General features: G+C 65.4%; 18 protein-coding genes, 1 tRNA gene and 1 pseudogene. 8 read left to right on the top strand and 12 right to left on the bottom strand.

Going from position 1 to position 23,147, the window contains the following annotated elements; all coding sequences use genetic code 11:
* Positions 1–190: 190 nt before the first annotated feature.
* The 4 genes and pseudogenes from F8S13_12495 to F8S13_12480 all read right to left on the bottom strand — a co-directional run bounded on the left by F8S13_12495 (position 191) and on the right by F8S13_12480 (position 3,064).
* A pseudogene (locus F8S13_12495) lies at positions 191–424 on the bottom strand (hypothetical protein).
* Between the two features lie 2 nt (positions 425–426).
* Positions 427–1,665 carry a hypothetical protein gene (locus F8S13_12490; protein ID KAB8143049.1) on the bottom strand — a complete coding sequence of 413 codons (1,239 nt, stop codon included), beginning with the start codon at positions 1,663–1,665 and terminating at the stop codon, positions 427–429.
* 189 nt (positions 1,666–1,854) lie between these two features.
* Positions 1,855–1,931, bottom strand: a tRNA-Glu gene (locus F8S13_12485).
* A gap of 194 nt (positions 1,932–2,125) precedes the next feature.
* On the bottom strand, positions 2,126–3,064 hold the full coding sequence (locus F8S13_12480; GenBank protein KAB8143048.1) for a hypothetical protein: 939 nt from the start codon (positions 3,062–3,064) through the stop codon (positions 2,126–2,128).
* A gap of 408 nt (positions 3,065–3,472) precedes the next feature.
* On the opposite strand from F8S13_12480, the gene polA reads away from it, so the two are divergent.
* The 3 genes from polA to hflX all read left to right on the top strand — a co-directional run bounded on the left by polA (position 3,473) and on the right by hflX (position 9,217).
* Positions 3,473–6,391: a DNA polymerase I gene (gene polA, locus F8S13_12475; GenBank protein ID KAB8143047.1), complete on the top strand. Its 2,919-nt coding sequence runs from the start codon at positions 3,473–3,475 to the stop codon at positions 6,389–6,391.
* Between the two features lie 62 nt (positions 6,392–6,453).
* On the top strand, positions 6,454–7,485 hold the full coding sequence (locus tag F8S13_12470; protein KAB8143046.1) for a glycosyltransferase family 2 protein: 1,032 nt from the start codon (positions 6,454–6,456) through the stop codon (positions 7,483–7,485).
* Positions 7,486–7,801: 316 nt separating this feature from the next.
* A complete protein-coding gene (gene hflX, locus F8S13_12465) occupies positions 7,802–9,217 on the top strand; it encodes a GTPase HflX (GenBank protein KAB8143045.1) in 1,416 nt (471 codons plus the stop codon).
* A 153-nt stretch (positions 9,218–9,370) separates the two neighbouring features.
* Here hflX and F8S13_12460 read toward each other — a convergent pair whose 3' ends face one another.
* From F8S13_12460 to F8S13_12445, 4 genes are all read right to left on the bottom strand, one after another.
* Positions 9,371–10,054, bottom strand: a complete 684-nt coding sequence (locus F8S13_12460; GenBank protein KAB8143044.1) for a response regulator transcription factor — start codon at positions 10,052–10,054, stop codon at positions 9,371–9,373.
* A gap of 321 nt (positions 10,055–10,375) precedes the next feature.
* Positions 10,376–11,224: an SEC-C domain-containing protein gene (locus F8S13_12455; GenBank protein KAB8143043.1), complete on the bottom strand. Its 849-nt coding sequence runs from the start codon at positions 11,222–11,224 to the stop codon at positions 10,376–10,378.
* A gap of 12 nt (positions 11,225–11,236) precedes the next feature.
* Positions 11,237–13,213, bottom strand: coding sequence for a hypothetical protein (locus tag F8S13_12450; GenBank protein ID KAB8143042.1), 1,977 nt, complete (start codon positions 13,211–13,213; stop codon positions 11,237–11,239).
* A 30-nt stretch (positions 13,214–13,243) separates the two neighbouring features.
* Entirely contained in the window at positions 13,244–14,530 is a 1,287-nt protein-coding gene (locus F8S13_12445) for an MFS transporter (GenBank protein KAB8143041.1), read from the bottom strand.
* A gap of 78 nt (positions 14,531–14,608) precedes the next feature.
* Between F8S13_12445 and F8S13_12440 the strand changes: the two genes are divergently transcribed.
* From F8S13_12440 to F8S13_12420, 5 genes are all read left to right on the top strand, one after another.
* Positions 14,609–15,157, top strand: coding sequence for a GNAT family N-acetyltransferase (locus F8S13_12440; protein ID KAB8143040.1), 549 nt, complete (start codon positions 14,609–14,611; stop codon positions 15,155–15,157).
* Between the two features lie 141 nt (positions 15,158–15,298).
* Positions 15,299–15,979, top strand: coding sequence for a response regulator transcription factor (locus F8S13_12435; GenBank protein ID KAB8143039.1), 681 nt, complete (start codon positions 15,299–15,301; stop codon positions 15,977–15,979).
* Positions 15,980–16,170: 191 nt separating this feature from the next.
* Positions 16,171–17,079: a hypothetical protein gene (locus F8S13_12430; GenBank protein KAB8143038.1), complete on the top strand. Its 909-nt coding sequence runs from the start codon at positions 16,171–16,173 to the stop codon at positions 17,077–17,079.
* 513 nt (positions 17,080–17,592) lie between these two features.
* Positions 17,593–18,858 carry a hybrid sensor histidine kinase/response regulator gene (locus F8S13_12425; protein ID KAB8143037.1) on the top strand — a complete coding sequence of 422 codons (1,266 nt, stop codon included), beginning with the start codon at positions 17,593–17,595 and terminating at the stop codon, positions 18,856–18,858.
* Between the two features lie 2 nt (positions 18,859–18,860).
* Complete coding sequence (locus F8S13_12420; protein ID KAB8143036.1) at positions 18,861–20,300, top strand: HAMP domain-containing protein; 1,440 nt, start codon at positions 18,861–18,863, stop codon at positions 20,298–20,300.
* A gap of 64 nt (positions 20,301–20,364) precedes the next feature.
* Here F8S13_12420 and F8S13_12415 read toward each other — a convergent pair whose 3' ends face one another.
* The 4 genes from F8S13_12415 to F8S13_12400 all read right to left on the bottom strand — a co-directional run bounded on the left by F8S13_12415 (position 20,365) and on the right by F8S13_12400 (position 23,143).
* Positions 20,365–20,610, bottom strand: a complete 246-nt coding sequence (locus tag F8S13_12415) for a hypothetical protein (GenBank protein KAB8143035.1) — start codon at positions 20,608–20,610, stop codon at positions 20,365–20,367.
* 55 nt (positions 20,611–20,665) lie between these two features.
* Positions 20,666–21,175: an FHA domain-containing protein gene (locus F8S13_12410; protein ID KAB8143034.1), complete on the bottom strand. Its 510-nt coding sequence runs from the start codon at positions 21,173–21,175 to the stop codon at positions 20,666–20,668.
* 27 nt (positions 21,176–21,202) lie between these two features.
* Positions 21,203–22,477: a VWA domain-containing protein gene (locus tag F8S13_12405; protein KAB8143033.1), complete on the bottom strand. Its 1,275-nt coding sequence runs from the start codon at positions 22,475–22,477 to the stop codon at positions 21,203–21,205.
* A gap of 141 nt (positions 22,478–22,618) precedes the next feature.
* The gene (locus F8S13_12400; protein ID KAB8143032.1) at positions 22,619–23,143 is read right to left on the bottom strand and encodes an acyltransferase; all 525 of its coding nucleotides are present in this window, start codon (positions 23,141–23,143) and stop codon (positions 22,619–22,621) included.
* Positions 23,144–23,147: the final 4 nt, after the last annotated feature.

Genomic DNA, 23,147 nt, shown 5'->3' with positions numbered 1-23,147 from the left:
CATCGGGGGACGATGAAAAACGATGATGTAGGGGCGGGCTTCATGCCCGCCCACATTGCGCGCTTCGTGTGCGCCGCGTGCGCTAGCGCGCCACCAGCGGCAGGTAGACGGTGCGCCCCGGTTCGGGCGTGCTGGTAGGCGTGGCGGGCGTGCTCGTGGGCGTGGCTGTCGGTGTGGGCGCTGTCGCCGCGCCGCCCCAGAACCCGCCGGAGAGCGCGTAGCCCCCGTCGCCCAGCGCGGCGGCGTCGGCCTGCCCGGCGGTGCCCGCCAGCACGTAGCCGCCCCCAGCGCTGGCCCCGCCCCCGCCATCCACCGTCAGCCACGTGAGCGTGTAGCCGCCCTCGGCCAGGGCCAGCGATGCGCCCAAGCCCAGCAGCGCGGCCAGCAGCAGCGCCAGCAGTATATGCGTGTGTGATCGCTTCATGGCTATCGCCCCGTCACGAGCACTTGGAAGTCGTTGTCCACCAGCGCGCCGCTGCCGTTGTAGATGTACACGTCGAAGGTATTGCCCGCCGCCACCTGGTTGGTGGCCACCATGCGCACATTGGCCGTGCCGGTCGGCGGCAGCCCGCCCACCGGGTCGCTCTCCACCGTCACCACCGGCACTAGGCTGAAGCCGCTGCTCAGCGAGCTGCCCAGCACGATGGTGTAGTACCCCGTCGAGATGCGCGTCACCGACGCGATGTTGAAGTTGGTGTCCAGCCCGCCAGCGGCGCTCACGCGCGCCCACGCGACGATGGCGTTGTCGCGGTAGCGCGTGCCCACCGGCACCACCTTGCTGCCCCCCGCGTCGTTGGCGATGAACATGCCGTTGGCGGCGCGGATGGCGAACTGGTTGTCCGCCGTGGATGAAAAGTCGGCGTTGGTGCTGTCGGCCCACACGAACGAGCCGGTGTTCAGCGCCTTGGCCCGCCGCCCCGCCGCCATGCTGAACGCGCCCGCGCTGTTGCTCAGGCCCCCTGGCACTGTGGCGTAGGCCCCCGTGGCGCGGTTGCCCTCGCCGCCACCCACGGTGGCCCCCACCGCGTCGGATGTGGTGCCGCCGCTGTTCCCGGCGGTGTTGCCGCGCCCGCCGCCCACCGTGCCGTAGTCGTCGGTCACAGACTGGGTCTGGCCGCTCTCGCCGCCGCCCGCCACCGTCGCGCCCACCGCGCCCGCTGCCACCGCGTTGCCCGCCGCGCCGCCGATGATGTTGGGGCTGGTCTCGTTCTGCTCGGTGCGCAGCCCCACCAGCGCCAGCGCGTAGGGTGCGGGGGTGAGCGACTGGCGCGGGCTGAGCGTGGCGTAGGCCGCGTCGCCAGCGCACTTGACCGCCACCTGCAGCCAGCGGCCCTGCCCGTCGAACGCGCTGCCGCCGAACTGCCCGCTCTGGTTCAGCTGCACGGTGAACAGGCCGCTGGCCACGGCCACGGCGGCCACGTTCTGCGTCGCGCCCAGCTGCGCGCCGGAGCTAGCCGCATCCCACAGGCTGAACTGGAAGTCGCAGGCGGCGGTCACGGGGCCGCTGGCGTTCTTCAGCTGGCCCTGGTAGGTGAATCCGCTGCCCGCCAGCGCCTGCGCGCCGATGGCGTCGGGATGGGCCGAGGCCGTGCTGGTGAGCAGCACGCCGAGGATGGCCACGAGCAGCACATTGGTGATGCTGTGTCCAGATGCGGGGAGTCGCATGGGGTGCCTCCTGTCTTGATCTGGTCAATAGGTACAGGCCGACATCGGTACAGGCTATGTGGTTGAAAGGTGGGTCTGAGCAAATAAACGAGGGGTGCGGCTCGATCGGGGCGGGATGTTTTGATAAGCGTAGCAATGCGGCACACAAAAGCAGGCGGCCCACCGGATGTCCGGTGGGCCGCCTGCGCCTGGTACCCCCAGCGGGATTCGAACCCGCGATCTTCACCTTGAAAGGGTGACGTCCTAGGCCGCTAGACTATGAGGGCGCACAACGCATGGGATTATAGCAGAGGTTGCCCCGCCGCGCAAGTTGGCGGGGCGGGGCGGGGTGGGGCACCTGCCTAGCTCAGGCATAGTACGGTTGGGCGCTGTATGTAGATCATCTGATGGCTTAGCAACTGTGGGTGTGCCCACCATTCCATCATGGGTGGGAATTGCATAACATCAGACAATTGGCCTACTAGTATGGGAGCACCTGGATGGCATCGACATCGATAAAGGTGCCGCAGGTTGCGCTTGTGGCAGGGCAGCTTGTTGTGCCTTTGACCGTAATGGTAATCGTGTGGATGTAGGTGTTGGAATTAGCAGGCACAGAGAAATGCTGATATTGCTGCCGTGTTACACCACCCCCATACTGATCCATATATCCCAAGTTTACCCCATCGATAGTCACTGCGGCAATACCGCGATTATAGGCGCGGGTAAAGTATACGAGTACCTCGGGGCCAGTAAAGTTGAGCCGGATCACCTGACCTGGCGTCTGTGAGAATGTCTGCGTGTTATTGATTGCGCCAGTTGCTGCCGTGTCACGAGTCCATGTGCCAATGGTGCGCATCAATGTGTCCGAGTCATCAATTGTGGTCAACCCCGGCGCGGCATCTTGGTTGACGATAAAGGCATCAAAATCGATGATGCCATTGGGCGCGCCAGGAAGGAGATAGATAGTGATGACATGGTTGCTGTTATGAGTTGATACCGGCCATGTCTTGATGACTTGGCGTCGGGTTTCGGGTGCATAGGCATTGATCTGATCAATCGTCTGACCATCAAGCTCAACCCGAAAAGAACCTCGGTTTGCCGCCATGGAGTACATGAACCCGATTGATGTGCTCTCTGGAGCGAACTGGAACGAAACGCTATTCCCTGGTGTTGTCGCGTACACAATCGTGTTCCACGCTGCCAGCGGCTCGTTGAGCAGCGTGCCCCAGCCAGGGTTGCTTGGGTCAGCAGTGTTGTAGGTTACATATCCTGCCTGCGAGGGTGGCTGCGCGTCGTAGGTACCTGTGCCCGGTGGTGTATAGCTTGGCGCGGCAACGGCGGGGGCTGCGGTCATGGTTGAGCTGAGAACGATAGCAAGGCCGCCGACAGCCATGCCGAGCGATTTCCAACTGAACTTCATACGAACTCCTTGTGTGGAAAAGAATACGATATCTAAACATGCCGTATTGCATGTTATAGATCGGTTAAGGGTGCTTGATGCGCTGATTATTGTTTTGTTAGTGTGTAAAATGAGTATATAGGGCGGAATTAATTTGTCAACAGCTTATTTATTTACATATATTTGACTTATAGTAAATAGAAAGGTATATGTTAATTTTTATGTTTGTTTGAGGTTAAGATATTTGCACAATGAGCGATATATGAGATGTGAATCGTATTAAATGATTGATTGTGGGAGGTGAAGGCTGGATTTTCGCTAGGTTCTTAGGCGGCGGTACCAAACGGATCTACCCGCCAGAATTGTTGCTCATATGTTCGGATCGGCGTATAATATCAAGCCGATGTCGCACAAGAAGGAGAGACGAGGATGACCGAGCGCCCGACCCTGCTGCTGATCGATGGCCACGCCCTGGCCTTCCGCGCCTTCCACGCCCTGCGCGAGGCAGGCATGCGCGCATCCACCGGCGAGCCGACCTACGCGGTTTACGGCTTCCTCTCGATCATGCTGGGCGCGGTCGAGGAGCACCGCCCGCGCTATCTGGCGGTCTCCTTCGACATCGGGCGCACCTTCCGCGACGATATGTACGACGCCTACAAGGCGGGCCGCGCCGAGACCCCCGAGGAGTTCCACCCCCAGCTCGACCGCATCAAGCAGGCGGTGCAGGCGCTGAACATCCCGATCTACACCGCCGAGGGCTTCGAGGCCGACGACGTGATCGGCACGCTCTCGGTGCAGGCCGCCCAGGCCGACGTCGGCTCGCTCATCCTCACCGGCGACACCGACACCCTGCAGCTGGTGAACGACCACGTGCGGGTGCTGCTGGCCAACCCCTACGCGCGCGGCAACAAGACCACCACCATCTACGACGAGGCGGCGGTGGTCGAGCGCTACAAGGGCCTGCGCCCGACGCAGCTGGCCGACCTGCGCGGCCTCAAGGGCGACACCTCCGACAACATCCCCGGTGTCAAGGGCATCGGCGAGGCGGGCGCGATCGCGCTGCTGAACCAGTTCGGCACCGTCGAGCAGATCTACGAGCGCATGGACGAGGTGCCCAACCGCTATCGCAAGCCGCTGGCGGGCCAGCTGGATGCCGCGCTGTTCTCCAAAAAGCTGGCCACCATCGTGTGCGACGCGCCGGTGCAGCTAGATCTGGCCGCCACCGAGATCGGCAGCTACGACCGCGCGGCGGTGCTGGGCCTGTTCCAGGAGCTAGAGATGGGCACCAGCCTGATCAAGCGCCTGCCGCCCAGCGGCACCGCTGGCATCGAGGTGCGCGACCTGCCCGCCGCGCCCGCGCCGCGCGCCGATGGCCAGATCAGCATGTTCGACGCGCCCGCCCCCGCCGTCCCCACGCCCAGCGGCCCGCAGCAGCTGGCCATGTTCGATAGCGGCGAGGCCGTGGGCGGCGTGGCCGCGCCGCTGGCCGCTGGCCCCATGCCCGCCATGTTCGGGCGCTACTACGCCGTCACCACCCAGCCCCAGCTGGATGCGCTGCTGGCCGAGCTGGCCGCCGCGCCCGGCTTCGCCTTCGACACCGAGTCGGATGGCCTGCGCCCGTTCGAGAGCGCGCTGGTGGGCATCTCGATCGCCACGCAGCCGGGGGCCAGCGCCTACATCCCGGTGGGCCACACCACCGGCGAGCCGCAGCTGCCCAAGGATGTGGTGCTCGACGCGCTGCGGCCCTTCTTCGCCGACGCCAGCAGGCCCAAGTATGCCCACAACGCCAAGTTCGACGTGGAGCTGCTGCTGCACGCGGGCGTGGCGGTCGAAGGCGTGACATTCGACACCATGCTGGCCGCCGCGCTGCTCGACAAGCGCAAGGGCCTGAAGGAGCTGGCCTTCAGCGAGCTGCGCCTGCCCGAGCCGATGACCGACATCGATCTGCTGATCGGCAAGGGCAAAAGCCAGATCACCTTCGCCCAGGTGCCGCTCGACCGCGCCACGCCCTACGCCGCCGCCGACGCCGACATGACGCTGCGGCTGTTCCAGGCGCTGCGCCCGCAGCTCGACGCGCTGCCCAAGGTGGCCTGGATCTTCGACCAGCTGGAGATGCCGCTCATCCCCGTGCTGGTGCGCATGGAGGCCGCTGGCATCGGCATCAACGCCGACTACATGCGCAACCTGGGCAAGACCCTGGGCGAGCGCATGGCCGCGCTGGAGCAGGAGATCTACGCCTACAACGGCAATATGCCCTTCAACATCAACTCGGGCGCGCAGCTCTCCGATGTGCTGTTCAGCAAGCTGGGGCTGGACACCACAGGGCTGGAGAAGACCAAGACCGGCCAGTTCTCGCTGACCGCCCAGGCCATGGAGTCGCTGCGCGACCGCCACGCCGACGACGCCAGCTACCACATCATCACGCTCATCCTCCAGCACCGCCAGCTCTCCAAGCTCAAGTCGACCTACGTCGACGCCCTGCCCGAGCTGGTGAATAGCGAGGATGGCCGCATCCACACCACCTACAGCCAGCTCGGCGCGGCCACGGGCCGCCTGTCGTCGAACGACCCCAACCTGCAGAACATCCCCACCCGCAGCGATGAGGGCCGCGAGATCCGGCGCGGCTTTGTGGCCGCCCCGGGCTGCCAGTTCGTCGCCGCCGACTACTCGCAGATCGAGCTGCGCGTGCTGGCCTCGATCACGCAGGATGAGAACATGGTGGCCGCCTTCAACGAGGGCCAGGACATCCACGCCGCCACCGCCGCTCAGCTGTTTGCCGTGCCCGCCGCCGAGGTGACCAGCAACCAGCGCCGCGTGGCCAAGACCACGGTGTTTGGCATCATCTACGGTATCAGCTCGTTTGGCCTCGCGCCGCGCATCGGCACGAGCCGCAGCGAGGCCCAGGCCCTGATCGACCAGATGTTCAAGCAGTTCCCCGGCATCCGCCAGTATATCGACATGACGCTGGATGCGGGCCGCCGCGACGGCTTCGTGCAGTCGCTGTATGGCCGCCGCCGCTCGATGCCCGAGCTGAAGGTGAGTGGCCCGCGCCGCCAGGCCGCCGAGCGCGAGGCGATCAACGCGCCTATCCAGGCCACCGCCGCCGATATCATGAAGCGCGCCATGATCATGGTCGACAGCGCCATCCGCGAGCGCGGCATGGCCACCCGCATCCTGCTGCAGGTGCACGACGAGCTGATCCTGGAGGTGCCCGAGGCCGAGCTAGAGCAGGCGATAGCGCTGGTGCGCGACCAGATGGAGGGCGCGGTCGAGCTGGAGAATGTGAACCTACGTGTGGATGTAGAGGCGGGGCCGAACTGGCTGGAGATGCGCGAGGTGGCGGGCTAGGGCTATGGTACAATAGCTGCCAGGAGCGCGCCGATGTGAGCCGCGCCAGGAAGCACAGAAACATGATCGACACATACACTACACCCGACAAGCGCAAAGCCGACGCGCAGGAACGTCCGGTCATCTCGGTGGTCGGCCCAGTGTTCAACGAAGAGGCGCTGATCGCCGAGTTCTGCGCCCGCGTGGCCGAGGTGCTTGAGCAGCACGGCGAGCCATTCGAGATCGTCCTGGTGAACGACGGCTCGCGCGACCGCTCCCCCGGCATCATCCGCGAGATCCACGAGCGCGACCCGCGCGTCAAGGTCGTGAACTTCTCGCGCAACTTCGGCCTGCAGGCCGCGCTCACCGCCGGGCTAGACTACACCAGCGGCCAGGCCATCATCGTGATGGACACCGACCTGCAAGACCCGCCGGATGTGCTGCCGCGCCTGATCGAGAAGTGGCGCGAGGGCTACGACCTGATCTACGCCCAGCGCGCCGAGCGGGCGGGCGAGACCTGGTTCAAGAAGTTCACCGCCTCCACCTTCTACCGCCTGATCACCCGCATCACCAGCGTGGAGATCCCGGTGGACACCGGCGAGTTCCGCCTGATGGACCGCAAGGTGGTGGACGCCCTGATCTCCATGCGCGAGTACAACCGCTTTATGCGCGGCCTCTCGGTGTGGGTCGGCTTCAAGCAGACCGGCATCCGCTACGACCGCGACCCGCGCAAGGCGGGCGAGACCAAGTTCTCCATGAAGAAGATGGTGCGCCTCGCCATGGATGGTATCACCACCTTCTCGTACCTGCCGCTGCAGCTGGCCACCTACTTTGGCTTTTTCGTGGCCGCGCTGTGCCTGCTGTTCCTGATCGTGGTGGTGGTGCTGCGCCTGTTCAACTGGACGGGCGTCGCGGGCGACCAGGCCTTCTACGGCCAGGCATCCACGCTGGTGGCGGTGCTGTTCTTCGGCGGCGTGCAGCTGATCTTCCTGGGCATCATCGGCGAGTACCTTGGCCGCATCTACGACGAGGTAAAGCGCCGCCCGCTCTATATCGTCGACACCGCGCTGGGCTTCGGCGAGGACAGCGAGCGCGGCAAGATCCGCCAGCGCTAAGCCAGGGCCGATGCGCTCTTGATTCACCAAAGATTTGTTACCACGAAGACGCGAAGGCACGAAGGTTTCCCTTCCTTTTTCCTTCGCGTCTTCGTGGTCATTGAATCCTTTTTTTGGGGTCTTGGAGTCTTGGTGGTAAAATATTCTGCCGAATGAGAACGCATAGACCCAAGCGCTGGCGGTTGTGGGATGTGTTGGCCGCATGGTACAATGTTGGAAACAAAACATTTCCTGTGGTGGACATAATCGCATTCGAAGACAACAGTAGATATGCAGCGCCTCGGCCACAGGTCGGGGCGCTTTTGTCTTAGAGACTATGCCGCACCCCAATGCGGCAAAGCAAGGAGCAACGGCTATTTCCGAGCAAACGCTTTCCCAGCAGCCTGCTGTGCGCGGCCTTCACGAGACGAAGGCCCCCCGCGAGCGCGCATTTTTGATCGGCACCGAGCTGACCGGCGGGCGCAGCCAGTGGTCCGCCGAGGACTCGCTGCAGGAGCTGGCGCTGCTGTCCGACACGGCGGGGCTGGAGGTGGTGGGCAGCGCCGCCCAGCGCATCAAGCAGCCCTACCCCAAGCACTACGTCGGCCCTGGCAAGATCCAGGAGGTGGCCGAGCTGCGCGCCGAGCTGCGCTACGACGTGGTGGTCTTCGACGACGAGCTGACCCCTAGCCAGTCGCGCAATATCGAGGCCGCCCTGGGCGCGCGCGTGATCGACCGCACCGGCCTCATCCTCGATATCTTCGCCGGGCACGCCCGCACCCACGAGGGCCGCATCCAGGTGGAGCTGGCCCAGTACAAGTACCTGCTGCCCCGGCTGCGCCGCGCCTGGACCCACCTTGAGCGCCAGGCGGGCGGCGGCGGCGGCGCTGGCGGGTCGGGCGGCGCTGGCGGCGTGGTGGGCCTGCGCGGCCCCGGCGAGACCCAGCTGGAGCTGGACCGCCGCATGATCGGCCACCGCATCGCCCTGCTGGAGCGGCAGATCGCCGATGTGCACCGCCAGCGCGAGCTGTACCGCGCGCGCCGCCGCGAGAGCGGCACGCCGATCGTGGCGCTGGTGGGCTACACCAACGCGGGTAAATCCACCCTGCTGAACGCCGTGTCGGGCGCGGGCGTGCGCGCCGAGGATCGGCTGTTTGCCACGCTCGACCCCACCACGCGCCAGGTGGATCTGCCGGGTGGCCAGCAGATGCTGCTCACCGACACCGTCGGCTTCATCCAGAAGCTGCCCACCGAGCTGGTTGCGGCCTTCCGCGCCACCCTGGAGGAGATCAAGGAGGCCGACCTGCTGCTGCACGTGCTCGACATCACCCACCAGAATGCGGCCCAGCAGACCCAGACCGTGCTGGACACCCTGGCCGAGCTGGGCGTGGGCGAGAAGCCCGTGCTCACCGTGTTGAACAAGGTCGACCTGCTGGAGGGCGTGGATGAGCGCGAGGTGGCGCAGCTGGCCAAGGAGCTTGGCCTGCCCGACGACCATATCGCGGTGTCATCCTACAAGGGCTGGGGCATCCCCGATCTGCTGGCGCGGATCGAGCAGACCCTTGCACAGCGGATGGACACGCTCTCGGCATTCATCCCCTACCGCCGCAACGATCTGGTGGCCATGTGGCACCAGCGCGGCCTGGTCGACTCCGAGCGCTTCGAGGCCGAGGGCACCTATGTCGAAGGGCGGCTGCCCCACGCCCTGGTGGCGCAGGTGGCGGCGTACCGCGTGGCCTCCATCCCCGAGTAGGTTTCTCACACTGGTCAAAAACGCCGCCCGCCCTTTGCAAAGGGCTAGGCGGCGTTTTTGTGTGGGGTACTGGGCGGCTGCAAGACATAAAAAGCGGGCGTGAGGGGAACAAAAGGCCTCGCGCCCGCCGGAACAACAGAACAAGAGCGGTGGCTATTCCATGAATTTGTAGCCGATGTTGCGGATGGTGAGCAGGTGCGCTGGCTCCTGCGGGTCTTTCTCCAGCTTGGCCCGCAGCCGCCAGATCGAGGTGGCCACAATACTGCGCGCCTGCTGGCCGGTGAAGCCCCATACGTGGCGCACGATCTGGTTGTTGGTGCAGACCTGGCCGCAGCGCTTCATCAGGAACGAGAGCAGGTGCACCTCGCGCGGGGTCAGCTCGACCGAGCGCTTCTGGTCGATCATGCACGTCTGCCGGATGGGGTCTAGCTCCCACTCGCCCACGGCCAGCGTGGTCTTGGGCGGCTGCCGCGAGCTTTCGGCGCGGCGCAGCACGGCGTTGATGCGGGCCAGCAGCTCGGCGGGCTGGCAGGGCTTGGCCAGGTAGTCGTCGGCCCCTAGGCGCAGGCCCTCGACCTTGTCCTCGGCGCGGGCGCGGCTGCTCAGGAATACCACCGGCACGTCGGAGACGCGGCGGATGCGGCGGCAGACCTCGAAGCCCTCTTGGTCGGGTAGCACCGCCTCCATCAGCACCAGATCGGGCATCTGCTGTGCAACAACGCGCATGATCTCCCGGCTGCTGCTGGCGCGGGTCACATGGTAGCGGGCCTGCTCAAGCAGCCCGGCGTTGGTCTGTAGGCTTGAGCTGTCGTTGTCGGCAACAAGGATGTGTGGCATAGTGCGTTGCTCTCCACTACGGCCCCGCTTGCTCGAATAACGCTAGTGCGACTGCGGGGTTCTTGAGGCTATTTTTACCATATTTTTACATGTCAAGTCTATTGCTTTCTGCTCACCATTTGCTCATTATCTGTCATGCTGGGGCCGTTTCTCATTCTGATGCCTTGCATGGAGAGGCAGGCGTGAAAAGCAGATGGGACTGTCTCATTATGCTGTGGCATTTTGTCCCAATATGCTGTGGAACGCTGCGCAAAAAAAAGCACAGGCGGCATTTATTAGGGTAGAATGCCACCTGTGCCCGCTGACGTTTGGCGAAGCTGCTTAGTCTTCGCGCTTCTCGCTAGGCCGCCCCAGGCCCACCGACTCGCCCGCCAGGGCCAGGGCCGTGCGGGTCTGCAGCAGGATGCGGTCGAACACTGTGGGGTCTGGCTCCTCCACCGGCAGCTCCATCACGAAGTGGTTGAGCACATGCGACTGGGTGCGCAGCAGGTCGGCGTAGCCCGCCTCGGGCTGCTCGCGGCGCAGGGCCTGCACGTGCAGGTCGGCGAACTCGCGCAGCTTGTCGGCGGTGTCCGGCGTCAGGTGGGCAGCCGCGCCGCCAATGTAGAAGCGGCTGCCCAGCGGCAGCAGGTGGACGATCAGCACCTCGCCGACCTCCACGTGGCGCGAGGCGGCGTGGTCCTCGATCGGGTACTCGGTCTCGCCCAGCAGCTCGCGCACGATGATCTCTTTGCCCTTGATGATCCGGTCGATCACATAGGGCTGGAGCCGCACGGCCTTCCACTGGCCCAGCACCTTGGCCTCGTCCTCGCTCAGCGGGAAGTCCTCGGCGGCACCGCTGGCCAGCTGCTCCACCAGGGTCTGGCCATCCTCCAGCGGGTGGTCGAAGGCGAACCATGTGAGGAAGCGCTCGGCCCCGCGATCCTCGATGTCATCTAGGTTGGCCATCTGGTCGGAGGTATACTTGCCGTTCCAGTACTGGGTGAAGGCCGCCGGGATGGCGGCGGTATGCATCTGGGCGCGCTCGACGATGCGCGGCAGCAGCGCGTCGCCCGCCTGCTTCAGCTTGCGCTGATCGGCTGCGGCTGCCTCGTCGATAGCGAGGTGGCAGTGCTTATATTTCTTGCCGCTGCCACACCAGCATGGTTCGTTGCGTCCAATTTTGCTCACAGAAAGACTCCTTCAAAATGACAGGTAGACGATAAGCTCGCGCTGGGCATCCATCAGGTGCAGCATAGCCCAGCACCAGAGCGCCGCGCTGGCGGCGGCGTAGGCCACGCGCTGCCAGCGGTGTGCGCCCGCCCGCTCGGCCAGCTGGCGCACCGTGGCGACGGCGAACAGCACCAGCGCTGGCATGACAGGCAGGAAAAAGCGCTCCTTATTATACGTCAGTGTGACGGCGGCGGTGTAGACGCCCACCCACAGCGCCAGCAGCAGGTAGCGCCGGTCGCGCAGGCCCAGCAGCCCCAGCGCCACGCCCATCAGGGCTAGCACGCCAAACGGCCACACCAGCGCCTCGTGCAGGGTCTGCTGCCCGGCCAGCTGGATGTTGTCCATCCAGTGCCGCCACAGCAGCGAGGGGTCGAAGGTGAGCGTGTTCAGCATCTGCTGCATGCTGGTGTCGCCGGGCGGGCCGCTCTGGCCGCCGAACGCGAACACCCAGATGTTGGTGAACTGCGTGGTGTAGAAGGGCCGCCCGAAGTCGCGGATGTCGAGCAGCCACTGGGGCGCGGTGGCCAGCACGAAGGCCGCGCCGCACACCAGCGGCAGCGCCAGCCGCCCGGCGCGGCGCAGCCAGGCCAGCCGCTGGGGCAGCTGCTCGGGGGCGGGCTGCAGCAGCAGCCAGAGCAGCGCGGGGGCCAGCAGCACCATGGCCTGGTAGCGGAACAGGTAGCCTAGGCCCAGCGCCAGCCCGCCCAGGGCCGCGCCGCGCCAGGTGGGCCGCTCATCCCAGCAGAGCGCCAGCAGCGCCAGGGCCACCCAGCCCGCCAGCGGCGCGTCGGTGCTGGCCAGGGTGCCATAGGCCACCACCATGGGCGCGCCCAGCAGCAGCGCGCCACCCAGCCAGCCGTAGGCCCGCCCGCATATGCGCCAGGCCAGCCCCATGGTCGCGGCCATGGTGGCGATGGTGGCCAGCCCGCCCGCCGCACGGCCAAAGAGCACATCCTGCCCGCCCGCCAGTTGGCCCAGGTAGAGCAGCAGTGGGAAGCCAAACGGGTAGAAGCCGTGGGCGCGGAACACCCGATCCCACGATCCGCCGTGGTTCAGGTGCCAGCCGTAGTCGGGGCCGGTGAGCGCCCAGAAGCTGCCCAGGCTCACCAGCAGCGCGGCGAAGAGCGCCAGCACCGCCGCGCAGGCCGCCAGCGCGGCCCAGCGCGCCCCGCCCGCCGCCCGCGCCAGCGCCAGCCCCACCAGCGCCAGCGCGGTGGCCCCCGGCAGCCACACCGCTGGCAGCCAGGTGTACGACGCGGTGGGCGGGTTCCAGGCCAGCAGCCAGAACAGCAGCGGCAGCCCCGCCGCCGCGCCCAGCAGCGCGCCTGCCCGCCAGCGCGTGAGCGGCACCAGCAGCGCCAGCAGCGCCAGCAGCGCCAGGCCCACCAGCAGCATGGGCGCGATGGGCGCGCTCCCAACCGCTAGGTCGCGCGCGCCGATCTGGCTCATTGCCATGCCATAGATCCGGTCGTCGCCCTCGCGCAGCGGGCGGGCCTCGGCCAGCAGCGTGAACTCGTGCGCGCCCAGCCCGGCGGGGGCGAACTCGGCCACCGGCGCAGGCCACAGCACGTGGTAGGTGCGGAAGCCCGGCTGGATGCCAAACGTGGCCCAGCGGCGCTGGCCATCCAGCAGCTTCAGCGTGTAGGGCTGGCCGGTGCCGGTGTCGGCGCGAAACGAGACGATGTACTGCGAGCGCAGGTAGGGGATGTGGAACCCGGCGGGGCCGTTAGTCCAGCGGAAGGCCACGCCCTCGCCCGTCACCTCTTTGGTATAGTAGCCCGCCCCCAGCAGCGCCGAGTCCTCGCCGCCCACGGTGGCGCGCATACTCCACGGCGGCGCGGTCAGCGCCCAGGTCATACCAAGGCCGATGGCCAGCGCGAGCACTGCGACGAGCGCGGCAGCAAGCGGGCTGCGGCGCAGAACAGTTTGCCGAATAGGTTGGATCACAGATCGCTTTCTTTCCCTGTGCGAACCGGCCTATTGTACCACCGCCCGCCCGCGCCGCAGGAACAGCGCCGCCGTGGCCAGCGTGGCCAGCAGGTAGCAGCCACCGGTGGCTAGAAACAGCGGCCCGAAGCCGTAGCTGGCCTGCACCCAGGTGCTCACGCTGGGCGCGAACAGGTAGCCCACCGTCGAGGCCCCGCCGATGATGCCGATCACCGTCGGTCGCAGCGCCTCGCGCGTGCGCTCCATGGCGAAGGCGTGGTAGAGCGGCTGCGCCATGTTGATTAGGCCCCCGCGCAGCATCGCCGCGCCTACCGCTACGCCCAGGCTGGGCGCGAAGCCCATGAGCAGCAGGAACGGCAGCGAGAGCGCCTGGCCTAGTACGATCGTGGCCACCTTGCCGTAGCGCCTGCTGAAGAGCGGCCCGGCCAGCACCGCCGCGCCCGTCGCCACATTCATCAGCGCGAAGATCAGGCCCAGCGCCGCATCCGACGCGCCAAAGGTGCTGCGGAAGAACAGGTTGAAGTAGGGCACCAGCAGCGCCGCGCCCACCGAGATCAGCGCGGGCGAGATCGCGAGCGCCAGGATGGCGGGCGCATCGCGCCAGAGCGCCACCAGCAGCGCCAGCGGCCCAGGCTGGTCGGGCGCGCTGGGCGCGGCCTCGCCCGCGCTGGGCAGATCAGGGGTTCTGGGTGCGGCCTCGCGCCAGGCTGGCCACCAGGGCAGCAGCGGCACGCAGGCCACCAGCGTGCCCGCCGCCGCGACCAGGAACGCCGCGCGGTAGCCGCTGGCCCCTGCCCCTAGCAGCCCTGGCAGCGGCCCCGCCAGCAGGCTGGCCAGCCCCGCCACGCCGATACCGATCGCGCTGTTGGCGCTGAACAGCGTGTCGCGGGTCGCCGCATCCGAGTGGCGCATCATCAGCGGGGCGGCGCTCACCTGCAGCAGCACCGCGCTGCCCCCCGACAGCGCCGATGCCGCCAGCAGCCAGCCCAGCGATGGCGCGAGCGCGTAGGCCGCCGTGGCGCAGGCCTGCAGCGCGCCGTTCAGCAGCAGCGCGCTGCGCAGCCCCATACGGCTGGCCAGCCACCACAGCGGCAGGCTCAGCGCCGCCGAGGCCGCCACCGCCGCCGTGGCGATCTGCCCCAGGTCGGCCAGGCTGTAGCCAAACTGGCGGATGGCCAGGTTGAAAAACAGCTCGATGACCGCTTGCCCAGCTGTGAGCAGCGCGATATGCGCGAGGTAGAGGCGGGCGGCCCCGCCGATGGCGCGCCAGTGGCGGGAAAAGCGAGCGAGCGGTGCAGACATGGGCTGTGTTAACATTCTTAAAAGCGATATGATAATGGTATAATAGTCTACTATCGTGATTGTGCAAAAAGTCACACCATAGGAGTCAGCGTTATGACCGAGCCACACGCCGTTGTGCCGCCGCTCACCATCCTCCGCCAAGGGACAGAAGTGACCATCCGCGCGCTAGGCGAGCAAGATCGAGATGCCATGCTGCAGTTTGGCGCCGCGCTCCCCACCGACGACGTGATCTACTTTGAAGATGACTACCATAGCCCCGAGATCATCACTCGGCTCGTCAACGCATCGTTCGCCGAGAACTGGCGGCAGATCGTGGCTCTGGCCGATGGCCAGATCATCGGCTACAGCGCGGTGCGCCGCCTGCCCGGCTGGTCGAAGCACGTGGGCGACATCCGCCTGCTCACCCGCCCCGACTGGCGGCGGCGCGGCCTAGGCACCGCCATGGCCGACGCGATCTTCGACGCTGCTCGCGACCTGGGCGTGGACAAGGTGATCGTGGAGATGCTGGAGACCCAGGTGGGCGGTAAGGCGATCTTCGAGCGGCTTGGCTTCCGTGTCGAGGGCGTGCTGAGCGAGCACGCGCTGGATCGCCAGGGCCAGCGCCACAACCTGCTGGTGCTCGCCTACCACATCCGATCCTAGCTGTGGCGCAGCCAATAGGCCTAGATCATATAATTTGACTACGCCTAACACCTACGAAAGAGGGATGCACCGCGTCTTGCAGCCCGCCTATTGCGCTGGTACAATAAACCTCTAGATCGCTGATAGGTAAAAAGAAACAGCATGCCAGAACATATATTAGTGATAGAGGACGAGCCTGAGATCAGCAACTACCTGCGGCGCGGCCTAGCCTTCGAGGGCTTCACGGTCGAGGTCGCAGCCAACGGCCTGGCGGGCCTCGCCGCCGCCCGCGAGCGCCCGCCGGATCTGGTGGTGCTCGACCTGATGCTGCCCGGCATCGACGGCCTGGAGGTCGCCCGCCGCCTGCGCGCCGCATCCGATGTGCCCATTCTCATGCTCACCGCCCGCGCCGATGTGGCCGACCGTGTTACCGGCCTTGAGGCCGGGGCCGACGACTACTTGGTCAAGCCCTTCGCCTTCGAGGAGCTGATCGCCCGCATCCGCGTGCAGCTGCGCCGCCGCACCCGCGAGAGCCAGCCCGCCGTGCTGCGCTACGGCCCGATCGAGATGGATACCGCCGCCCACGATGTGCGCATCGACAGCCGCCGTGTCGAGCTGACCGCCAAAGAGTACGAGCTGCTCGATCTGTTCATGCGCCACCCGCAGCAGGTGCTCACCCGCGAGGTGATCTACGATCGGGTGTGGGGCTACGACTTCGGCGGCGAGAGCAATATCATCGAGGTATATGTGCGCTACCTGCGGCAGAAGCTGGAGGCCGCAGGCGAGCCGCGCCTGATCCACACGGTGCGCGGCGTCGGCTATATCTTGCGCGAGGACTCGTAGCGGTCTGTCGCAGCCGGGTGTGCGTCGCGCACGCTCGGCTGTGTCGCGCTCCTTGCAGGCAGCTGCATCCCCTTGCCCGCCCCGCCCCATCTCCTGCGGGGTGTCACAGACCCGTAATCTTCTTACCTCGTTAGCATGCCCTCGTATATGGTATCCTCAATCTCCATCAGGGATAGGGTTGGGGATACCAAATGAAGGTCTCAAAGCTGGCGGGCTGGGTCCGCCGTCGTGAATCGCGATGGGCGCTGGTGTGCGCCAGCGGCATCGCCGCCGCCGCGCTCTTCGCCGCTATTGGCCAGCCGATCGCGGCGGCGCTGGTGGTGATCGTGGGCGCGCTGCTGCTCGACATCGAGCAGCGCAACGCCCGGGTTCGGCACCTGGCCCAGCGGCTGGTGCTCGGCCACCCGCTTGAGAAGCTAGAGGTGCCGCGCGGGGCCTGGGGCGAGCTGTGCCGCGCGATCAACACCATGGTGCAGGAGCAGCGCCTGCAGGAGAAGCTGCGCGCTAGCGGGGCCGCAGCCCTGCCCGAGGCCGGGGTGCGCGCCCTGTTCGATGGCTCGCTGCCCGGCGGCGGCAGCCAGCGCACGGCGGCGGTGCTGATGGTCAGCTGCCTTGGCCCCACGGTGCGCCGCAGCCCGCTGCACCCACCTGTCTCGGCCTGGCAGGCCCTGGCCGACTCGGCCCAGGCCACCGCCCAGCAGTACGGCGCGCTGCTGCAGCCCTGCGGCGACGCGATCATGCTGGTCTTTGGGGCCTTCACCGACCTCACCCCCGAGGTCTCGCTGCTGGCCGCCGTGTCCGCCGCCGACTCGCTGCGCGCCTCGTGGCGCGGCTCGCCGCTGGCGCTCAGCATCACCAGCGGGGTGGTGGCGATCACATCGCTGCCTGGCCTGGGCTACTGCGCTATCGGCGACCCCGTCGAGCAGGCGGTGCAGATCGAGCGCATCGCCCTGTCCTCATCCAGCTATGGCATGCTCTGCGATATGAGCGCCTACTACGCCCTGCGGCGGCACGCCCAGCACCCCTGGCAGCCCACCGAGTTCCGCATCCAGTCGCGCGATGGCCACCCGCAGATTGTCTACGGCATGCCCGCTCGCTAGCACAGGCCCCGCTTCCGCCTCAGGTCAACCACCCCGCTTTTCCACCAAAGCCGCAGCGCCCCGCGTTTGTTATCATGAACATCATCCATGCTCTAGCTGGCACCTTTGTGTGCTCTGGCGCTGCCCGACCTGTGTATGGCTGCTCGATCTTGTTTGTGCGCTTGGCCAAGATGGCTCGCCAGCCACGCTTTTTACACATTTCGAGCAGAAATACCGCATGCGGTTCGCTTGCAGCACATACCAGCGGTATGGCATCGGCTCCCATTGAGCCATTACCCCTATAGCCCCAGCCTGTAAATGCGCTGCTGTGGCGGTTTTGATCCCATCTCGGTACATAAACGTGACGCACTGCTGCCGAAGATCTGTATTATTATCCACTCAGCCACAATCCGTTGAGCGATAGAACGCCATGTGGTGCTTGGTTTGGGCGCACCCCCACGTCTTTTCGCCCGATCGACTGCATATTTTGCTCGAAGAGATCGATATGCCTTCGCAGCGAATGGGAGCGATAGTATGGCGACGATCCTCATCCTAGACGATCGAGCGGCGAACCGCGAGTTTCTGGTCACGCTGCTGAGCTATGTTGGGCACACCCTAATCGAGGCCGAGCATGCCGAAGAGGCGCTGGCGCTCGCGCGTGCCGCTCAGCCAGATCTGGTGATCGCCGATGTCTTGATGCCCGCTATCGATGGTTTCGAATTTGTCCGCCGCCTGCGCAACGACCCCCAGATCGCCAGCACGCGGGTGGTCTTCTACACCGCCACCTACCTCGAGTCCGAGGCGCGCTCGCTGGCCGAGGCCTGCGGCGTGGTGCATCTGCTGGCCAAGCCCGCCGAGCCGCAGGCCATCCTACAGATGGTGCAGCTCGTGCTCGGCGAGCCGCAGGCCTACCAGCCGCCGCCCCAAGAGGACTCGTTCGAGCAAGAGCACCAGAGCCTGCTGCTGAATAAGCTGCTGCAGAAGGTGGATGAGCTGGAGATGGTGAACGCGGGCCTGGAGCGCCGGGTCGCCGAGCGCACCGCCGAGCTGGCCGAGGCCAATGTGCGCCTGAGCGAGCTGAATGCCTTCAAGGATAACTTGCTGGCCATCGCCTCGCACGATCTGCGCTCGCCGCTCGGGGCCATCCAGACCACCGCCGATTTCCTGCTGGATGATGACTCGATCTCAGGCGAGTCGCGCCGCCTGATTCAGAATATCTACTCGTCGGCGCAGCGCCTGAGCGATATGGTGCGAAAGCTGCTCGATCTCTCACGCCTGGAGGCGGGGAAGGTCGAGCTGGATCTGATGATGCTGCGGGTGAGCGATGTGGCGTCGCAGTCGATCGAGGGCCTGACCGTGACCGCGCGCTCCAAGCAGATCTCCTGCTCGCTGCACGTGCAGCCCGGCGAGATTATGCTCTTGGCCGATTGGACCAAGCTCTCCCAGATCTTCACCAATTTGCTGAGCAATGCGATCAAGTTTACGCCATCGGGAGGTGCGGTGTGCGTGGATGTCGCCTCATCGATCAGCGGCGTGTCCATCCAGATCTCCGACACGGGGATGGGTATCCCTGACGAAGAGCTGCCGCACTTGTTCGAGAAGTTCAAGCGCGTGCATCGCTGCGGCACTGCTGGCGAGCAGGGCAATGGCCTCGGCCTGGCGATCGTGCGCCAGCTGGTCGAGCTGCATGGCGGCACCATCGAGGTCGAGAGCCAGGCGATGCGCGGCAGCACCTTTCATATCTACCTGCCCTACCGATCTGACGAGCGCCAGGAGCGCGAGGTAGAAGTAAGCAGCTAGGGATGTGTGGTCGTTGGGTGGTGATGCATAGTGGTGGGGAGCATCCCGCACAAGCGATCTGGTGTTTGCAGGTGTTGTCCCTAACCAAGGCATGCGGGCGTCGGCGCGAAACCCGGCCCGATCACATCCGCAATCTGTATCCCTCGGCTGCACATGTACTGAGAAATCTCCCCCCGAGTATGGCAGGAGGTTTGTCTATGTCCAAACGGCTAACCCGACTGGTGTTTCTGGGATCGTTGGGTGTATTGTTGGTGCTGCTCGCTACATCGCTTTTTACCATCCACCGCACGCTTGTCCTGCGCGAGACCATGCTCCAGCTGACCGATGGGACTATGCTCCACACGCGAATTGTCGATGACTTTAATGTCAGCGCCCATCGCGTGATCATCGAGGCCCAATCGATCATGCTCAGCCCGAGGGAGAGCGAATTTGAAGAGATCGATGCGGCGTTGGCCAACGCTCGGCAGGCCTCGGATACGCTCGGCGCGATGCGCCTGCCCGATTTTGGCGATGCCGCACTAGCCCAACGCTACGAGGATTTGGATGTGCAGCGCCAGAGCCTGCTTATGCTGCTGCAGCAGATGGCTGTGTCGGTGAAAGCCGATGCGCAGGTGGAAATGGGCCAGTCCGACGAGATGTTCGAGCTTGTCGAGCAGAGCGAGGATCTGCTGGGCGAGGTGGAGGAGCAGAGCGACGCGACCCTGACCTACGAGCAAGATATGGCCTGCGAGCTTGCCAAGCAGATGGTTCTAGAGGTGCTGGTGAGCGTTGTGGTCAGCCTGCTGCTGCTTTTGGCAACGGCGATTGGGGCCTATCTACTGCTTCGGCGGGCGATTGTCCACCCGCTTGTTGCGCTCACCCAGGCGCTGCGGCTGTTTACCGATCGGCAGCGCGCCGAGCCGATCGTCGTCACCAGCAAGACCGAGATAGGCGATCTCCAGCGCAGCTTCAACCACATGGCCCATGTCATCGATACCCAGCAGAGTGATCTGCGCGCCCAGATCGATCTGGCCGAGCAGGCCCGCAGGCGCGCCGAGCAGGCCCAGCACGATCTCTCGGCGCAGATGCTGGTAGTGGAAGAGCAGCGTGCGGTGATCCGCGAGATGAGCGTGCCAGTGCTGCCGGTCAGCGAGTCGATCCTGGTGATGCCGCTGGTGGGCGCGATCGATGCCGAGCGTATGACCACTATGCAGCGCCAGGCCCTGCGGGCCATCCAAGAGCACCGCGCCACCAAGCTGCTGATCGATATCACCGGCATACCGCTGATCGACACGCAGGTGGGGCAGGGGATCATCCAGATCATCCGGGCCGGGCGGGTGCTGGGGGCCGATATCATCCTGATCGGCGTGCGCCCTGAGGTGGCGCAGGCGATTGTGATGCTGGGGGTAGATCTCCCCACGCTACACACGGCGCGCGATCTGCGCACCGTGCTGCAGCTCTAGCTGCAAGACGCCGCGACGGCGGGGCACAGGCCCCGCCGTCGCGCATGCTGCCGGTGGTGCTCGCCTAGGTGCGGAAGAAGTCGATCACCGAGCTCCGCTCTTCCTCGCTGGGCATCAGCTCGATAAAGGTGATGCGGTGCCAGGGGTAGATGACGCTCTGCACGCCTGCGGTCAGGTAGCTCACATCCTTCCCGTCGCGCTTGCGCAGGTTGGTGACCCGGATGAAGTTATCGCTGGGCACCGGATCTTGATCCATGTCCGCCAAGATGGGATCTTCACCCGCAATATGCAAGATAACCGTCTTCGCCATATATGTTCCCTTTCAAAAATGATGTGTGCACCATACCAAGGCTGTTTGCTGCGGGTTAGGGGCTGATCTCAATGCGTAGGCCGAGCATGCCACAGCGTAGCTCATCCCCGTTGTGCAGGGGCTGCCGCGCCTGGGCGGCCACACGTCGGTCGTTGACAAAGGTTCCGTTTGCGCTCGACAGATCTTCTACCTCATAGTGGTCATCTTTCCAGATGATCAGGGCGTGGCGGCGCGAGACCCCAGCGTCATAGCCGCCATCCTCGTTCAGGTCGATCTCGGGGTGGATACCGCGCGCATCATCGCGCCGCCCGATCAGGAACTGCTGCTGGTGGGGCAGGCGCACCTGGCGGTTGGTGCTGAGGATGTATATCGACAGGCGGATCTCGGCTGGGGCCACCGTGGGGGCTGTCTCTGGCGCGTGGGCGGGCTTGGGCAGGGCGATCTTTTTTGGCTCGATCAGGCTTGTCGAATGGTGCTGCGGGGCGCTAAACAGCAATGCTCCGCATTCGGCGCAGAAGATAGTACCATCGAGTTGTTGGGCCTGACAGTTTGGGCAGCGTTGCATAGCACCAGTTCTCTCATCGCGTGAGGGTCAGTGTTCTAGGGGTTGCTCTTCCGTTGGGCTGCCGATCAGGCCGCGAGTGCCAAAGCGAATGCGTTTTCGTCCCTCGTCGCTGGCGGCCCCGCTGCGCAGCAGGCGGGTGGCCTCTTCTTGAATGGTGCGTGCCAGCTCGCGCTCACCGGCCTCAAACAGGCGCGTGCCTGCCATCTGCAGCCGCTTGGTTGCCTCCTCAATCCGCCCCGCCTCTAGATCGGTCCATGCGCTTGACTGCAGCCGATAGGCTACCAGGCGCTCCAGCCAGTGTTTTACCAGCGGGTCAACCTCGGTGGCCACCTCGGCCTCGGGGCGTATGCTGATGCGCACCACATCCTCGCTCACTTGGTCGCGGGCGTTGGCGGCGGGCAGGTCGTAGCGTAGGCCCAGCTTGAGCAGCGCGTGGTCGCCCACCTCCAGCGGCGGCACCACCACCTCCAGCAGGATGCTGTGTGCATCCGAGCCGGGCCAGTCGCCCAGGCTGCCGGTCCAGCGGCGCTCGCTTTCCTCGCTGATCGTGATCGGCGCGATGAAGGGGCGCACCCGGTCGGCGGCGCGCAGCATGCCGCCTGGGCGTAGGGCCGCGCTCATCGTCACGCGCTGCGCGAAGATCGAGTGCAGCCGATGTAGCTCTTCGCTGAATACCTGGCTGATATCGCTGGCTGAGAGGATGTACTGGGCGCGGCTATTCTCGCGGGCGGTCATGGTCTCCAGCAGATCTTCGTTCCACTCGACCCCGATGCCCAGCGCGGTGATGCCGATGCTGCGATCTTGGGCGCGGCGCGCGATCTCGACGCAGCGCGCTTCATCGCCATAGGTTCGGCCATCGGTCAGCAGCATGATGCGGCTGATACCGCGTGACATCATCGCACGCTGGATCTCTTGGAGTGCCACCGCCATACCCGTGGCCATCTCGGTGCCGCCCGAGGCCTCGATGCTGTTGATCGCGCGCTTCAGCTCGGCTTTCTGCGAGGCGCGCTGGCAGGAGACCACCACTTCGGCACGGTCGTTGAAGGTGACGAGCGAGAAGAAATCATCCTGCGCAAGCTGATCAACAATTTTGTTGGCGGCGTCTTTTACCTGCTGAAGCCGCTCGCCGCGCATCGATGAGCTGCGGTCGATCAGCAGGCACAGATTCAGCGGCAGTTTGGGTGCCTGGGTGGGGATTCCCTCTGGCGTCGCTTCAACAAGCACATAGAGCAGCTGCTGCTCGGTGCTGGCAGCTAGGGTGGTACGGCTGAGAGTGCGTTGAAGGCGGATTCCAGGAGCCATATACCTACATCCTACATTCTACCAAGTGCCCAGAACGAGCGGTTGGATGCCTGTGGGCTGTGCCCTTCTTCACAAGAATAATACTACGAGATAAGGTATTGTGATACCCTATGATTACGACAATTCGGGATGAGCTGGCGGCTAGAGCTCGCGGATGACCCGCGCTGGCATGCCAACTGCGAGCGAGCGCGGCGGGATATCGCGCGACACCACGCTGCCTGCGCCGATCACGCTGCCTGCGCCGATCGTCACCCCGCGTAGGATTGTCACCCGCGCACCGAGCCAGACATTTTCGCCTATCGTGATCGGTGCCGATGGTGGGCGCTCCTCGCGCCGCTCTGGCTCGAGCCGGTGAAAGTCGTTGTCCATGATGATGGTGTAGGTGCCGATATTGCACCGTGGCCCAATGCTGATCCGCTCGGTGGCGGCGATCGAGCAGCCATAGTTGATAAAGCTGCTCTCGCCGATCTCAAGCGTGCCGCCTGGGCCGACCGCCAGCTCCACAGGGGTGATGCGCGACTCGATGCGCACGCGGTTGGCGATCAGCAGCCGCCCGCGGTTTTTGACAACCGGGTGCCCCCACACACGGATGCGCGCCCCACCAAGCTCGGCGTGGCGTAGCCACCAGCGGGCGCGCAAGGCTGCGAACACAATGCCGATGTTCACGGTG

This window comes from Chloroflexia bacterium SDU3-3 (genome assembly GCA_009268125.1).
In the GTDB taxonomy this organism is placed as follows: domain Bacteria; phylum Chloroflexota; class Chloroflexia; order Chloroflexales; family Roseiflexaceae; genus SDU3-3.
Note: the sequence above shows the minus strand (reverse complement) of the source record. Positions and strands in the feature narration are given on the sequence as shown.